The following is a 15,507-nucleotide window of genomic DNA, read 5'->3' as shown; positions in this document are numbered from 1 at the left end:
GAGGTGGCGTTGACCGTGTCGGCCAGTTCTGCGCCGCCCCAGGAAGAGGCGCCCGCCCCCGCCCAGCCCGCCGGTCAGAGCCCACCACCGGCCCAGCCCCAGCCCACGTCCCAGCCCGCGACCCAGCCCCCCGCCCAGGCGCCCGCACCGCCCCCGGAGAAACGTCGCGGCGCCGACACCCGGGCGCTGACCCAGGTGCTCTTCGGGCAGCTCAAGGAGCTCAGGCCGGGCACGCCGGAGCACAACCGCGTGCGCGCGGCGCTCATCGAGGCCAACCTCCCGCTCGTACGCTACGCGGCCGCCCGTTTCCGCTCCCGCAACGAGCCGATGGAGGACGTCGTCCAGGTCGGCACCATCGGGCTGATCAACGCCATCGACCGCTTCGACCCGGACCGGGGCGTGCAGTTCCCGACGTTCGCCATGCCGACCGTCGTCGGCGAGATCAAGCGCTACTTCCGCGACAACGTCCGTACCGTGCACGTCCCGCGCCGGCTGCACGAACTGTGGGTCCAGGTGAACAGCGCGACCGAGGACCTGACCACCGCCTTCGGCCGCACCCCGTCCACCGCCGAGATCGCCGAGCGGCTGCGGATCAGCGAGGAGGAGGTGCTGTCCTGCATCGAGGCCGGCCGGTCGTACCACGCGACCTCCCTGGAGGCCGCCCAGGAGGGCGACGGACTGCCGGGCCTGCTGGACCGCATCGGGTACGAGGACCCGGCCCTGGACGGCGTGGAACACCGCGACCTGGTCCGCCACCTCCTGGTCCAACTCCCCGAGCGGGAACAGCGCATCCTCCTCCTGCGCTACTACAGCAACCTCACCCAGTCCCAGATCAGCGCGGAACTCGGCGTCTCCCAGATGCACGTCTCCCGCCTCCTCGCCCGCAGCTTCCAGCGCCTGCGCTCGGCGAACCGCATCGAGGCGTAGGGCCCTTCCCCGGACCTGCCGCCGGACCTGCCCCCGACCCCGCCCGCGCCCGTCCGCGCCCACCCCGAATCCGTTACCGGGCCGAGACCTGACCGCGGGGGCCCGGCGGGGTCATTACCGCAAAAAGGATCGAGCCATCACCGTCGCGAGCGAATCGCTCACCAGCACACTTCCCGACAGTTGAGGGACGAAAAACCGTCAGACCCCTTGCACGCAGGGCTGATTCACATTTCACATGTCGACATGTCACTACAGCGTGTTGCCGACATGTGACATTCTGCCGGAAGCGCGTTTGCCGGGGCTCAGGCTCCGGTATTCAGGTGAAGGCACCGCTCCTCGCCGGGGAGCGTCGCCGCGACCGTCCCGCGACCCAAAGGGGGTGGCATGTCCGCAGAACAGGGCAGCTCGAAGGTGCTCATGCCCACGAACAGCGAGGCAGCGCCCAAGGAGCTCGACGCCATCGACGTGCTCGACAGCATCGATGGCGCCATCGCCGGCGCTCCGGCGCTGGAGGCCACGCCGGCCCAGGAGCTTCCGGCCGTCTCGGAGAGCCTCGACACCCGCACCCTGTCCCGCTCCCTGTTCCTGCGGCTCGCCGCACTCGACGAGGACAGCCCCGAGCGTGCCTACGTCCGGGACACCCTGATCGAACTCAACCTCCCCCTCGTGCGCTACGCGGCGGCCCGCTTCCGCAGTCGCAACGAGCCGATGGAGGACATCGTCCAGGTCGGCACCATCGGCCTGATCAAGGCGATCGACCGCTTCGACTGCGAACGCGGCGTGGAGTTCCCGACGTTCGCGATGCCGACCGTCGTCGGCGAGATCAAGCGGTTCTTCCGGGACACCTCCTGGTCGGTCCGCGTCCCGCGGCGCCTGCAGGAGCTGCGCCTGGCTCTCACCAAGGCCAGCGACGAGCTCTCCCAGAAGCTGGACCGCTCGCCGACGGTGACGGAGCTGGCGGCGGTCCTCGGCGTCTCCGAGGAGGACGTCGTCGACGGCCTCGCGGTGGGCAACGCGTACACCGCCTCGTCCCTCGACTCCCCGGCCCCCGAGGACGACGGCGGCGAGGGCTCCCTGGCCGACCGCCTCGGGTACGAGGACACGGCCCTGGAAGGCGTCGAGTACCGCGAGTCCCTGAAGCCCCTGCTCGCCAAGCTGCCGCCCCGCGAGCGCCGGATCATCATGCTCCGCTTCTTCGCGAACATGACCCAGTCCCAGATCGGCGAGGAGGTCGGCATCTCCCAGATGCACGTCTCCCGCCTGCTGACCCGCACGCTCGCACAGCTGCGCGAGGGCCTGATCTCGGACTGAGGGCTCCCGACCGAGAACCGAGGGCTTCCCAACTGACGGAGCGTCAGCCACACTGGCCCGATGCCTCCCCGCTGGACCCGCACCGGCCACCGGCCCGCCGACCCGAAAGCGTCGGCGGCCGCCGCGGCCCCCGGGCGGTCCCGCCGGGAGGCTTCTGGCGGGTGGGGCACGGTGGTGGGGTGGTCGGCGGCCGGTCTCTGTCTGGTCTGCCTCCTCGCCGCGTGCGGGAGCGGCGGCGGTGGCTACACCGCGGTGGGACCGGCGGGCGGACCCACGGGGACGGCGGCGCGACCGACGGGGACGGTGACGTTGGTTCCGCTGGACGGGCCCCACGGGACGGCGGACCGGTCGGCAGGGTCACCGAGCGGTCCGACGGGCGGATCACCCGCGCCGGTGGACGCAGCGGCCTCCGGGGCGGGCCCGTCGAGCGCGGCGGGCGGCCAGGACGGGGCCGACGGGTCGGGCGACCCGGCGGGCGGGCCGGACGGAGCGGGCAACTCGGCGGACGGACCGGCAGGTTCGGTTCCGGCGCCTTCCGCCTCCCCCTCCGGCTCCGGCTCCGGCTCCGCGGTGCCCGGCACCCCCGCGCCCGCCGCCCTCACCTGGAGCGCCCCCACCCGCGAGACCACGGACAAGCGCTGGTGCGAGAAGGTGACGGTCACCTTCCGCAACTCCGGTGGCACGGCCGTCCGTTCCGGGACGATCGCCCTCGGCACGCACATCATCGACCTGCTCGGCATCGACTGGGCGACCGTCGGTTCCGCCCAGCGCCTCCCGGTCCCGATCGCCCCGCACTCCCGTACGGACGGGACCTGGACGGTCTGCGTCGACGCGTGGCGGGTGCCGCTCGGCATGCACGTCGAGACCCGGATCGTGGGGGTCGACTGGAGCTGAGGGAGCCCCGCGCGGGCCCGGCCTCGGCGCGGGCCCGGCCTCCACGCGGGTACGACGAAAGCCCGGGGCGGGGAACCCCGGGTTCTGCGTCGCGCCGCCGCCGTGACCGTCGTACCGACGACCCGACCGCGGTCGTATGAAGTGAGCGCGCGCCAGGCGACTTACATGAGCGCGAGCCAGGCGACCGCCGCCACCACGACCACCGCGGCGACGACGCCGAGGATCAGGCCGAGGCGGGGACCGGAGGAGGAGTAGGTGGTCGCCGTCTGCTGGGAGGTCTGCGGGGCCTCGTCGACGAACGCGCGGAACATCTGGGTGCTGCCGGCGGGGTCGTAGTTGCCCTGGGGGCCCTGGGTGTTAGCCATGGCCCGAGACACTAGCGAATCCGAGGTTGTGGCCCAAGTGGGGGGCCACCCGCAGCCGCATCCGTCCCCACCTGCGCATTTACGTTCGCAATACTTGCCTTTGCCAAGTTTTTATCCCCATCCTGGGCCAACTTATTTGCCTGTGGCAACCAAGCAGTTCTATGGTTGCCCCAAGCAACGAATACGGGAGGTGTGATGGCGGAGCAGGCGCAGTTCGAGGAGCTGGCACGTCAGCTCAGCGCCGTCGGAGCCGTGAAACGGGACCTCGCGCGGATCCTGCCGCACGAGTGCCCGGCAGGATCCGCGGCGGTGCTGACGCTGCTCGGCCGCCACGGCTCCATGCGCATGAGCAAGCTCGCCGAGCTGCTCGCCGTGGACATGTCCGTGACCAGTCGGCACGTGGCGCACGTGGCCGAGCGCGGCTGGATCGAGCGCTCCGCCGACCCGGCGGACAAGCGTTCCCGGATCCTGCACCTCACCCCCGCGGGCGAGGCGACCCTCCAGGACCTGTCCCGGCGCAGCACCGAGCTGCTCACCGAGCGGCTGAGCGACTGGAGCGACGAGGAGGTCGAGCAGCTGATCCGGCTGATGACCCGGCTCCGCGCCAGCTTCGGCGACTGCCGGGCCACGGGCCCGCACCCCCGGCCCGCCGCCGGGTCCACGCTCGCCTCGGCCGCCCGCGCCCCCACCCCCGTACTCGAAGCTCCCGTTCTCGAACCGACCACCCGTACACCCGCATAAGACGTAAGAAAAGGAAGCCCATGGCAACGACCACACCAGCCGGTGTGCGGGCTCACGCCAAGCACGGGGGAGGCAGCTCCGCCGAGCAGGCGCCGATGTCCCACCGGCAGATCATGGAGGCCATCTCCGGCCTGCTGCTCGGCATGTTCGTGGCGATCCTGTCGTCCACGATCGTCACCAACGCCCTGCCGCACATCATCACCGACCTCGGCGGCGGCCAGTCCGCCTACACCTGGGTCGTCACCGCCTCGCTGCTGGCGATGACCGCCACCACCCCGCTGTGGGGCAAGCTCGCCGACCTGTACAGCAAGAAGGCGCTCGTCCAGATAGCCCTGGTCATCTACGTCCTGGGGTCCGCGGCGGCCGGTCTGTCGCAGAACGCCGGCATGCTCATCGCCTGCCGTGTCGTCCAGGGCGTCGGCGTCGGCGGTCTGTCGGCGCTCGCCCAGATCGTCATGGCCGCGATGATCTCGCCGCGTGAGCGCGGCCGTTACTCCGGCTACCTCGGCGCGACCTTCGCCGTCGCCACCGTCGGCGGCCCGCTGCTCGGCGGTGTCATCACCGACACCTCGTGGCTGGGCTGGCGCTGGTGCTTCTACGTCGGCGTGCCCTTCGCCGTCCTCGCGCTGATCGTGCTCCAGAAGACCCTGCACCTGCCGGTCGTGAAGCGGGACGTCAAGGTCGACTGGGCCGGCGCGTTCTTCGTGGCCGCCGCCGTCTCCCTGCTGCTGGTCTGGGTCACCTTCGCCGGTGACAAGTACGACTGGATCTCCTGGCAGACCTACACGATGATCGGCGGTGCGATCGTCCTCGCGCTGATCTTCGTGCTCGTCGAGTCGAAGGCCAAGGAGCCGATCATCCCGCTGCGGCTGTTCAAGAACCGCACCATCACCCTGGCCTCGCTGGCCTCCCTGTTCGTCGGTGTCGCGATGTTCACCGGCACGGTGTTCTTCAGCCAGTACTTCCAGCTGGCCCGCGACAAGTCCCCGACGATGTCCGGCGTGATGACGATCCCGATGATCGGCGGTCTGTTCATCTCCTCCACCGTCTCCGGCCAGTTCATCACCCGCACCGGCCGCTGGAAGGCCTGGCTGGTCAGCGGTGGCGTCCTGGTGACGGCGGGCCTCGGCCTGCTCGGGACCATCCGCTACGACACGGCGTACTGGAAGATGTCGATCTTCATGGCGCTGCTGGGTCTCGGCATCGGCATGATGATGCAGAACCTCGTGCTCTGCACCCAGAACCAGGTCGCCCCGAGCGACCTCGGCTCGGCCAGCTCCACGGTCACCTTCTTCCGCTCCCTGGGCGGTGCGGTCGGCGTCTCCGCGCTCGGCGCGGTGATGGCCCGCCGGATCACGCACTACGTGACCGAGGGCGCCGCCGCACTCCCCCACAAGTACCAGGCCGCCCTGGCCGGTTCCAGCTCGTCCAGCGACAGCCTGCCGGACCTGGGCAAGCTGCCGGCCCCGCTGCGCACCCTCATGGAGAGCGCCTACGGCCACGGCATCGCCGACGTCTTCCTGATCGCCGGCGGACTCGCCGCCCTCGCGTTCCTGATCAGCCTGTTCATCAAGGAGGTTCCGCTGAAGACCAAGGGTGGGCTCGCGCAGGCGGCCGAGCAGGAGCAGTCGGCCGAGGCACCGGTGGCAGCGGCCACCGCCGAGGCGCCCGTCGCGGCACCCGTCGCCAAGCAGCAGGTCCCCAGCTGGGCCGCCCCCGTCGTGAACGGCGGCGCGGAGACCGCCGCCGAGGCCACCCGGCAGGTGACCGCCGTGGCCACCCTCGACATCCCCGAGCAGTCGGCGGGATCCGGCGGTACCCCGGTGCACGGCTTCGTGCGCGGCGCCGAGAGCGTCCCGGTCCCCCAGGCCGCGGTCACCCTGATCTCGCTCGCCGGCCGCCAGCTCGGCCGCTCGGTCGCAGGCCACGACGGCTCCTACCGGCTGGACGCCCCCGGCACCGGCTCGTACGTGCTGATCGCCTCCGCCGACGGCTACCAGCCGCAGGCCTCCACCGTCGTGGTGGGCGAGGACGCGCTGTCGTACGACATCCTGCTCAGCGGCACCAGCGGGCTGAGCGGTGTGGTGCGCGGCGCGGGCAGCGCGCTGCCGGTCAAGGACGCCATGGTCATCGTCACCGACGTCCGCGGCGACCTGCTGGCCACCGCGGCCACCGGTGAGCAGGGCGAGTTCCGCTTCGGCGAGCTGGTCCCCGGGGTCGTCACGGTCGCGGTGAACGCGGCCGGGTACCGCCCGCGCGCCCTCCCGGTCGAGATCGGCACCACCGGAGTCACCCGGATCGAGGTCGACCTGGACGCCGGCGCCCGGCTCCAGGGTGTCGTACGGGCCCCGCACGGGCCGCTGGCCGATGCCCGCGTGACCCTCGTGGACGCGGCCGGCAACGTGGTCGGCACCGCCACCACCGGCGTGGACGGCGCGTACGCCTTCGCCGACCTCGACGGCGGTGACTACACCGTGATCGCGACGGGCTACCCGCCGGTCGCCACGGCCCTGCACGTCACCGGCGCCGGTGCCGACGGCCACGACATCGAACTCTCCCACCCGGGCGAGTAGTTCGCACTCCGGCCCGCGGCGGGCGCGCCCACAAGGAGGCGCCTGCCGCGGGCCGGTTCCATAAGACCAATTTGTAATCGTCTGACCGTCTGACCACATGACGGTTCGAGTGTTCGCAGGGAGAGACGGGATGGGACTGACCGCGAGGATCCGTACCCGGGACGGATGGGCCGTGTCGCACGCGGTCGTCACGGTGACCGACATGACCGGCAGCCAGGTGCTGCGCGCGGAGGCCGACGACGAGGGCACGGTCCGTGACCCGAACCCGCTGGCGCCCGGGGCGTACACCGTCATCGTCACGGCCGTGGGCTACGCGCCCGCCGCCGCCAGCGCCATCGTCACCGCGAGCGGCCGCGCCGAGATCGGCACGGTCACGCTGGCCCGGCAGGGCGGCACCGAGTTGCCGCCGCCCGGCCCGTGGACCGTGGACCCGGCGCACTCCACGGTCGGCGCGGTCGCCCAGCACCTGGGCATCTCCAGCGTGCGGGGCCGTTTCACGGACTTCTCCGCCGCCATCGAGATCGCCCCTGACGACGTCACCAAGTCCCGTGTCCAGGCGGTCATCCGGGCCGCCTCCATCGACACCGGCAACGGCATGCGCGACACCCACCTGCGCTCCGCCGACTTCCTGGACGTCGAACGCCACCCGGAGATCACCTACGTCTCGACGGGCGTGACGGCGGCGGGCTCGGACCGCTGGACGGTGCACGGCGAGCTGTCCCTGCGCGGTGTGGTGCGCCCCGTCGACCTCGACCTCGCCTACCTCGGCACCGGTGCCGACCCCTGGGGCGGCACCCGGGCCGCGTTCCGCGCGACGACCGAACTGCACCGCGAGGACTTCGCCATGAACTACAACCAGGTCGTCCAGGCGGGCATCGCCGCGATCGGCACGACCCTGAAGGTGGAGCTGGAGGTCCAGGCGGTGCAGGGCGAGTCGCTGCCGCAGGCGTGAGGGGGGCCCAGGGTGGGCCCAGCAGGGACAGGCTGAGCGGGCGCCCCGGGCCTAGGCTGGCCGCATGGCACCGAACATCGCGACGAACACGTCCGTCTCCCTCGACGAACTCCTGGACTTCGTACGACCCCGCCACCGCGCGATCCTGCTCACCCGGCGCGCCGACGGGAGCCCGCAGGGGTCCCCGCTGACCTGCGGGGTCGACGACTCCGGGCGGATCGTCGCCTCCACCTACCCCGAACGGGCGAAGACGCGGAACGCGAAGCGGGACGAGCGGGTGAGCGTGATCGTCCTGAGCGACGACTGGGACGGGCCGTGGGTCCAGGTGGACGGGCGGGCCGAGGTCCTCGACTCTCCCGAGTCGGTGGAGCCGCTGGTGGAGTACTTCCGGAACATCTCCGGGGAGCACCCGGACTGGGACGAGTACCGGGCGGCGATGGTGCGCCAGGGGAAGTCGATCATCCGGGTGACGCCGGAACGGTGGGGGCCGGTGGCCACCGGAGGGTTTCCGGCGCGGCTGGCCTCCCCGGACGCCTAGGGGGTCGGGGGTACAGCCCGGTTCACGACTGCAGGTCGTACGTGGTCGATCGCGCAGTTCCTCCCCCAGCCTTCGGCCGGGGGTGCCCCCAGCGCCCCTAGGCAGGGCGACTCACCTTTGCTTCAATGCCTGCGATCAGGAGGTCCAGGGCGAAGGCGAAGTCCCTGTCCCGCATCTCGGCGACCGTGTCGCCGCCCCTTGCCGCCATGAGGTCCCTCGACTCCTCGATGATCCTCGCCGTGTCCGGGACCTCCGTCACGGCGTCCATCGTGGAGTCGACGTACTCGTCGGCCGTCATGCCGGCCGCCGCCACCCGCGCGGCGAAGTGACTCTCGATGGTGCCGTAGCCGTAGACGAACTGGAAGACGGCCGAGATCGCCCCCGTCACGCCGTGTGCGGGCAGGCCCGTGCGGCGGACCACCCGCTGGACCACGCGGGAGAACGCGAGCGCGTGGGGGCCGATGTTGAGGTAGCGCCCGGCCAGCGGGGAGAGCCAGGGGTGGCGGACCAGCAGGGCGCGGTACTCCGAGGCCAAAGCGCGCAGTTGATCGCGCCAGTCGCCGACCGCTGCGTCGGGCAGGGTCAGCTCGCCGAAGGCCGCGTCGAGGGCGAGTTCGAGCAGGTCGTCCTTGGTGTCGACGTACCAGTACACGGACATCGCGGTCACGTTGAGCCCGGCCGCCAGCCGCCGCATGGAGAACTTGTCGAGGCCGTCGGCGTCGAGGAGCCGGACGGTGGCGGAGGTGATGCGGTCCCGGTCGAGCCCGGAGGGCTGCCCGCTCCGCGCACCCTTGCGGGCCTTCTCCTCCAGCCACACACTGGCCCGCGCCATCGCGCCCTCTTCCGCCAAGACGATCACTTCCCAAGATGCTAGAGCTGCGGCGCACCCGCGAACCGACACCTACCCCCGAAGGGCGGTGGCCGAAGCCACCGCCCTCGTGTCGCCCGGTCGATCAGGCGGCCGTCAGCTGCCGCTCGCCTTCTGCGTGAGGTCGTAGAAGGTCGACGAACCCACCGTCACCTTCTTGAAGTTCTTCTCGACCCACGAGGTGATCTGCGAGGAGGTACCGGTGCTGCTGCCGCCCATGCCGCCGCCCGAGCCGGACGAGATGAAGTAGTGGATCCTTCCGTCCGCCACGTACTTCTTGAACTGGGCCAGCGTCGGGGACGGGTCGGTCCCGTTGAAGCCGCCGATCGCCATCACCGCGTCACCGGTGGAGAGCTGGTAGCTCGCCGCGTTCTGGGCGCCGATGGCCGCCGCCACCCAGGTGTACTCGGACGCGTCCTGCTCCAGCAGCTTCTTGGCCTGGGAGCTGACGGTCGCGCCGTTCAGCAGGCCGCCGACGCCACCGCCGCCGCCCATGCCACCGCCGTCGCCCATCCGACCGCCGCCGGGGAAGCCGTTCCCGTTCTGCTTGGTGCCGTTGCCCTGCTGGTTCTGGGTGCCGCCGGTGCCTCCGGTGCCGCCGGTGCCGTTCTGGCCGGGCATGCCGCCGGTGCTGTTGCCGGTGCCGCCGGGGAAGCCCTGCTGGTTCTGCTGACCCTGCTGGTTCTGCTGGTTCTGCTGGTTCTGCTGGTTCTGCTGGTTCTGGCCGAAGCCGCCACCGCCGCCCATGCCACCGCCCATGCCACCGCCGCGCATCCCGCCGCCACCGGGGCCGCCGCCCATCGTGCTCGCGCCCGCCGGACCCGCCGTCACGATGGAGCCGGTGTGGCCCGTCTGGAGGGTGCTCAGGGTGTAGGCGGTCGGGCCCGCCAGCGCGGCCACCAGGCCCACCGCCGCCGCCCCGAGGGCCAGCCGGCGACTGATCCGGCCCGCGAAGACCAGGCCGAGCGCGGCGGCCAGACCGCCGATCAGGACCAGGTACTTGAGCCAGGGCAGGTAGTCCGAGGTGCGGTTGAGCAGGACGTACCCCCAGACCGCCGCCGCGACCACGGAGCCGGCGAGGGTGATCGACGCCCACAGCTCGGCGCGCTGCTTCCACAGCTGGTCGGCGCCCATGCCGAGCACGGCGGCCAGGTAGGGGGCCAGGGCGACCGTGTAGTACTGGTGGAAGATGCCCGCCATGTAGCTGAAGACGACCATGGTCATCAGCAGCGAGCCGCCCCAGACCAGGAACGAGGCGCGGGTGGCCGAGGTCCGCCTCAGCCTGCGGGTGGCCACCAGCCCGGCGACCAGGAGGATCAGGGCGCTGGGCAGCAGCCAGGAGATCTGGCCGCCGATCTCGGAGTTGAACATCCGGTTCCAGCCGGTCGCGCCCCACTGACCGGTGCTGCCGTTGCCGCCGCCACCGCCGCCGACGCTGCCGGTCTCGTCGCCGCTGAGGCGGCCGAAGCCGTTGTAGCCGAAGGTCAGCGACAGGAAGCTGTTGTCCTGCGAGCCGCCGATGTAGGGGCGGGAGGAGGCCGGCCAGAGTTCGACGATCGTGACCCACCAGCCGCCGGAGACGACGAGCGCGCCGGTGGCGACCGCCAGCTGGCCGAACCGCTTCTTCACCGACACCGGTGCGCAGACCGCGTACACGATCGCGAGCGGCGGCAGGATCAGGATGGCCTGGAGGGTCTTGGCGAGGAACGCGAAGCCGATCGCGGCCCCGGCCCACACCAGCCACTTGGTCCGGCCGTCCTCGACCGCGCGGACCACCATGTAGCAGGCGACCGCCATGAGCAGCGCCAGCATCGCGTCCGGGTTGTTGAACCGGAACATCAGCGCCGCGACCGGAGTGAGCGCGAGCACCGCGCCCGCGATCAGACCGGCGGCGGGGCTGAACCGGCGGCGCACCGCCGCGTACACGACGGCGACCGTCGCGACGCCCATGAGGACCTCGGGGACGAGGATCGCCCAGGAGTTGAGACCGAAGATCCGGACCGACAGCTCCATCGGCCACAGGGAGGCCGGGGGCTTGTCCACGGTGATCGCGTTCCCGGCGTCCAGGGAGCCGAAGAAGAACGCCTTCCAGGACTTGCTGCCCGCCTGCACGGCCGCCGAGTAGAAGGAGTTGGCGTAGCCGGAGGCGCTCAGGTCGTACAGGTAGAGCAGGAGGGTGGCGGCCAGCAGGCCGAGGAAGGCCGGGCGCACCCAGCGGGGGTCCTCGGGACGGCCGCGCCAGAGTCTCCGGACGAAGGGCTGGCGGGGCTCGCCCGACTCCGGCGCCGAGGCCTCGGGGGCGTGGTGCGGCGGCGGGGGAGACGTGGGGGGAGACGTGAGGGGCGGTCCCCACTCGGTGGGCTGGTCGGTGTGGATGGTCATCGGGGTTCCCCCGGCTCGGTGTCGTGGGGACGCACCGGCTGCAACTGCATGGTGCTGTCCCTCCAGGTGCCGTCCGCGGCTTCACCGGCGCGGAATCGGGTGGTCGTGGTGCCGCTCTGGGCGTAGGGGGCGCTCTGGGCGTAGGGCTGGTGCGTCGGGCGCTGCGGGAGCGGGTCCTGCGGCCCGCTCGGCTGCCGGTACGGCTGGAGTCCGCCGGTCGGGTAGGCCGGGGACGACGGGGCGGACGCGGCCACCGCAGTCGGCTCCGCCCCGGGTGCGCCGTCGCGGTCCGGGAAGACCCAGGCGCGGAAGAGCAGGAAGCGCAGCACGGTCGCCGCCAGGTTGGCGGCGATCAGGACCGCCAGTTCGGTGGAGTGCGAGGGGTCGCTGCTCGCCGCGTTCAGGGCGGCGAGGGAGCCGCTGGTCAGCGCGAGGCCGATACCGAAGACGACCAGGCCCTGCGCCTGGTGCCGGACCGCCCCGCCCCGGCCGCGCACCCCGAAGGTGAGGCGCCGGTTGGCCGCCGTGTTCGCGACCGCCGACACCAGCAGCGCGAGCGCGTTGGCGACCTGGGAGCCGGAGAACGACCGGAAGGCGCTGTAGAGGACCAGGTAGAAGAGGGTGGACAGGCCGCCGACCACGCAGAACCCGACGAGCTGGCGGGCCAGGCCCTTCGGCACGTCCTGGACGTCGCGGTCGCGCGGGTCGTCGCCGAACGGCCGGGTGAGCCGGTCCAGCGGCAGCGCGCCCGTGGTCAGGGCCTTGCCGACCCGCCACACGCCCTTGAGGTCGTCGGTGGCGGTCTTCACGATGTGCACGGTGGAGTTCGGGTCGTCGACCCAGTCGACCGGCACCTCGTGGATGCGCAGCCCCGCGCGCTCGGCCAGCACCAGCATCTCGGTGTCGAAGAACCAGCCGGTGTCCTCGACGAGCGGCAGCAGCACCTGCGCGACATCGCGCCGGATCGCCTTGAAGCCGCACTGCGCGTCGGAGAAACGGGCCTGCAGGGAGCCGCGCAGGATCAGGTTGTAGGTACGGCTGATGAACTCCCGCTTGGCACCGCGCACCACGCGCGACGAGCGGGCCAGCCGGGAACCGATCGCCAGGTCGGAGTGGCCGGAGATGAGCGGTGCCACCAGCGGCAGCAGCGCGTTCAGGTCGGTCGACAGGTCCACGTCCATGTACGCGAGGACCGGCGCGTCCGAGGCGGACCAGACGGTCCGCAGCGCCCGGCCGCGGCCCTTCTGCTCCAGCCGGAACGACGTGACCTCGGCCAGGTCCGCCTCGAGCCGCCGCGCCACCTGCGGGGTGGTGTCCGTGGACGCGTTGTCCGCGATGGTGATGCGGAAGGCGTACGGGAAGGTGCGCTTGAGGTGATCATGCAGTCTGACGACGCAGGGACCGAGGTCCTTCTCCTCGTTGTAGACGGGGATCACTACGTCCAGGACAGGCGTACCGGCGTTTCCGGCCGGGAGGTGCTCCCGCGCCGGCAGAGTGCCGGGAGAAGAGTCGGTTCGCATGGGAACGACTCTGGTCAGGCGCCCTGTTCCACCCATGTGGTGGCACTGTGCTGCGCCTGTGAGTGCGATTGCCAGTTGGTTTCGGGGTCCGGCTGGGGAGCCGCCGGGGCGAGCGCGGGCAGGTACAGGGTGAACACCGTGCGGCCGGGAACGCTGTCGACGGTGACCGCGCCGCCGTGCGCGGACGCGACGGCCTGCACGATGGCGAGGCCCAGACCGGTGGACCCGGTGGACCGCGACCGCGCGGAGTCGCCGCGCGCGAACCGTTCGAAGACGTGCGGCAGCAGGTCCGGCGGGATGCCCTGTCCGTTGTCCTCGACGTCCACGCACGTCCAGGGGCCGCGCCGCTCGACACGGGCGGTGACGGTGGTCCCGGGCGGGGTGTGCTTGCGCGCGTTGCCGAGCAGGTTGACCAGCACCTGCTGGATGCGGGCCGCGTCCGCCGACACCAGGGCCGGCTCGTCGGGCAGGTCGAGCCGCCAGTTGTGGTCCATGCCGGCCGCGCGCGAATCGCTGACGGTGTCGACGACCAGCGGAATGAGGTCGGTGTGCTCGAACTGGAGCGGGCGGCCGGCGTCCAGCCTGGCCAGCAGCAGCAGGTCCTCCACCAGGAGGGTCATCCGGCCGGCCTCGGACTCGATACGGCCCAGCGCGTGCCGGGTGTCCGGACCGACCTGCTCCCGTCCGCGCCGGGTCAGCTCGGCGTAGCCGCGGATGGAGGCGAGCGGGGTGCGCAGCTCGTGGCTGGCGTCGGCGACGAACTGCCGTACCCGCATCTCGCTCTGCTGGCGTGCGTGCAGCGCCCCGTGGACGTGGTCGAGCATGCGGTTGAGCGCGGAGCCGACCTGGCCGACCTCGGTGTGCGGGTCGCACTCCGACTCCGGAACCCGCTCACTGAGGTTCACCTCGCCGGTGTGCAGGGTGAGTTCGGAGACCCGGGTGGCGGTGGCGGCGACCTTGCGCAGGGGACGGGTGGCTACGCCGACGATGACGGTACCGGCGAGGGTGGCGGCGATCAGGCCGGACACGGTGAGGCTGATCTCGACCAGGATGAGGGTGCCGATGGTGCCGTCCACGTCGGAGGTGGGGATACCGACGTAGTAGGTGCCGTTGTTGCCGGTGACGTACTGCACCTGGTAGCTGCCGAGGCCGGGAATGTCGACGGTGTGCGGTTCACCGTCCTTGGTGACGGAGCCGATCACCTTGAGCTCGGCCGCGGTGAGGGCCGCGGGCTCCATCTGCGTGAAACCGGCGGAGTTGTTCTGCTTGGTGCCGACCTGGCCGCTGGTGATCGCCCCGTTCTCGACCTTGGCCGCGAGGGTCTTCGGCGGGTTCGGCCCCAGGCTGACGAACTTGCCCAGATCGGTCGTCCGGGGCACGAGCCCCTTGTCCTCCGGGTTGTGGTCCTTGCCGTCGGGACCTCCAATGGGCCCGCCGGAGGCACGCCCGGCGACGTCGCGCAGGTTGTCGTTCAGCTGCCCGTACAGGTGGTCGCGCAGCACGAGGGTCGTGACCGTCCCGATCACCGCGCAGACCACGGCGATCAGCGTCACGGACACGACGACGAGCCGGGTCCGCAGCGTGCGCGGCTTTCCCGCTCGTCGCTTCTGTGCCCGCGGCCGTCGTCGCCCGCTCATGACGCGGCGGGCTTGATCAGGTAACCGGCGCCGCGCCGGGTGTGGATCATCGGCTCGCGGCCCGCGTCTATCTTCCGCCGCAGGTACGAGATGTACAGCTCGACGACGTTGGCCTGGCCGCCGAAGTCGTAGGACCACACCCGGTCCAGGATCTGCGCCTTGCTGAGCACCCGCCGTGGGTTGCGCATGAGGAAGCGCAGCAGTTCGAACTCGGTGGCGGTGAGGTGGATGCCCTCCCCGGCCCGCGAGACCTCGTGGCTGTCCTCGTCCAGGGTGAGGTCACCGACGACGAGCACGGAGTCGGAGCGCCGGTCGGCGGCACCGGAGCGGCGGATCAGCCCGCGCAGCCGGGCCACGACCTCTTCGAGGCTGAAGGGCTTGGTGACGTAGTCGTCGCCGCCCGCGGTGAGCCCGGCGATCCGGTCCTCGACCGCGTCCTTGGCCGTGAGGAACAGGACGGGCACGTCGGGGAGTTCGCGCCGCAGCCGGCCCAGCACCGTGAGGCCGTCCATGTCGGGCAGCATCATGTCGAGGACGACGGCGTCGGGGCGGAACTCCCGGGCGGTCTGGATGGCGCCCTGACCATCGCCCGCACTCCTGATCTGCCAGCCCTCGTACCGCAGGGCCATGGAAAGGAGTTCGGTGATCGACAGCTCGTCGTCCACCACAAGCACGCGGACGGGGCTCCCGTCCGGCCTCAGCAGTTCGGTGCGCCCCTGGGGCGAGGTCGTGGTCATGGTGGACACCATGGCGGGGCCCTCTGAGAACACGCTTTCAGCAATCTGTGTTTTCCCTGAGA

At 71.6% G+C, this 15,507-nt stretch carries 13 protein-coding genes; 7 read left to right on the top strand and 6 right to left on the bottom strand.

Annotated features, from left to right (window positions below; translation table 11 throughout):
* Positions 1-15 precede the first annotated feature (15 nt).
* The 3 genes from ACZ3KP_RS18795 to ACZ3KP_RS18785 all read left to right on the top strand — a co-directional run bounded on the left by ACZ3KP_RS18795 (position 16) and on the right by ACZ3KP_RS18785 (position 3,132).
* On the top strand, positions 16-927 hold the full coding sequence (locus ACZ3KP_RS18795; protein ID WP_358971349.1) for an RNA polymerase sigma factor SigF: 912 nt from the start codon (positions 16-18) through the stop codon (positions 925-927).
* A 384-nt stretch (positions 928-1,311) separates the two neighbouring features.
* On the top strand, positions 1,312-2,238 hold the full coding sequence (locus tag ACZ3KP_RS18790) for an RNA polymerase sigma factor SigF (protein WP_361333084.1): 927 nt from the start codon (positions 1,312-1,314) through the stop codon (positions 2,236-2,238).
* Between the two features lie 393 nt (positions 2,239-2,631).
* Positions 2,632-3,132 (top strand): hypothetical protein, encoded by a 501-nt coding sequence (locus ACZ3KP_RS18785; RefSeq protein WP_467500836.1) that lies wholly within the window; start codon positions 2,632-2,634, stop codon positions 3,130-3,132.
* Between the two features lie 161 nt (positions 3,133-3,293).
* Here the strand turns inward: ACZ3KP_RS18785 and ACZ3KP_RS18780 are convergent, their stop codons facing one another.
* The gene (locus ACZ3KP_RS18780; protein WP_358971357.1) at positions 3,294-3,497 is read right to left on the bottom strand and encodes a hypothetical protein; all 204 of its coding nucleotides are present in this window, start codon (positions 3,495-3,497) and stop codon (positions 3,294-3,296) included.
* Between the two features lie 195 nt (positions 3,498-3,692).
* Between ACZ3KP_RS18780 and ACZ3KP_RS18775 the strand changes: the two genes are divergently transcribed.
* From ACZ3KP_RS18775 to ACZ3KP_RS18760, 4 genes are all read left to right on the top strand, one after another.
* Positions 3,693-4,238: a MarR family winged helix-turn-helix transcriptional regulator gene (locus ACZ3KP_RS18775; RefSeq protein WP_358971360.1), complete on the top strand. Its 546-nt coding sequence runs from the start codon at positions 3,693-3,695 to the stop codon at positions 4,236-4,238.
* A 95-nt stretch (positions 4,239-4,333) separates the two neighbouring features.
* The gene (locus ACZ3KP_RS18770) at positions 4,334-6,811 is read left to right on the top strand and encodes an MFS transporter (RefSeq protein ID WP_467500966.1); all 2,478 of its coding nucleotides are present in this window, start codon (positions 4,334-4,336) and stop codon (positions 6,809-6,811) included.
* 130 nt (positions 6,812-6,941) lie between these two features.
* Positions 6,942-7,763, top strand: coding sequence for a YceI family protein (locus ACZ3KP_RS18765; protein ID WP_132888238.1), 822 nt, complete (start codon positions 6,942-6,944; stop codon positions 7,761-7,763).
* Between the two features lie 64 nt (positions 7,764-7,827).
* Positions 7,828-8,301 (top strand): PPOX class F420-dependent oxidoreductase, encoded by a 474-nt coding sequence (locus ACZ3KP_RS18760; RefSeq protein WP_358971366.1) that lies wholly within the window; start codon positions 7,828-7,830, stop codon positions 8,299-8,301.
* A gap of 97 nt (positions 8,302-8,398) precedes the next feature.
* Here ACZ3KP_RS18760 and ACZ3KP_RS18755 read toward each other — a convergent pair whose 3' ends face one another.
* The 5 genes from ACZ3KP_RS18755 to ACZ3KP_RS18735 form a co-directional block, all read right to left on the bottom strand.
* Positions 8,399-9,133 carry a TetR/AcrR family transcriptional regulator gene (locus ACZ3KP_RS18755; protein ID WP_467500964.1) on the bottom strand — a complete coding sequence of 245 codons (735 nt, stop codon included), beginning with the start codon at positions 9,131-9,133 and terminating at the stop codon, positions 8,399-8,401.
* Between the two features lie 132 nt (positions 9,134-9,265).
* Positions 9,266-11,551 carry a glycosyltransferase family 39 protein gene (locus tag ACZ3KP_RS18750; protein WP_467500833.1) on the bottom strand — a complete coding sequence of 762 codons (2,286 nt, stop codon included), beginning with the start codon at positions 11,549-11,551 and terminating at the stop codon, positions 9,266-9,268.
* Positions 11,548-13,071, bottom strand: coding sequence for a bifunctional glycosyltransferase family 2/GtrA family protein (locus ACZ3KP_RS18745; protein ID WP_467500831.1), 1,524 nt, complete (start codon positions 13,069-13,071; stop codon positions 11,548-11,550). Before ACZ3KP_RS18745 ends, ACZ3KP_RS18750 begins: the two co-directional genes overlap by 4 nt.
* A 14-nt stretch (positions 13,072-13,085) precedes the next feature.
* Positions 13,086-14,708 (bottom strand): sensor histidine kinase, encoded by a 1,623-nt coding sequence (locus ACZ3KP_RS18740; RefSeq protein ID WP_467500829.1) that lies wholly within the window; start codon positions 14,706-14,708, stop codon positions 13,086-13,088.
* Positions 14,705-15,445, bottom strand: coding sequence for a response regulator transcription factor (locus tag ACZ3KP_RS18735; RefSeq protein WP_046727718.1), 741 nt, complete (start codon positions 15,443-15,445; stop codon positions 14,705-14,707). Before ACZ3KP_RS18735 ends, ACZ3KP_RS18740 begins: the two co-directional genes overlap by 4 nt.
* Positions 15,446-15,507: the final 62 nt, after the last annotated feature.

The sequence above is a fragment of the Streptomyces sp. NPDC020958 genome (assembly GCF_055562175.1).
The sequence above is the reverse complement of the archived record's forward strand: the minus strand, read 5'-3'. Positions and strand labels throughout refer to the sequence as shown.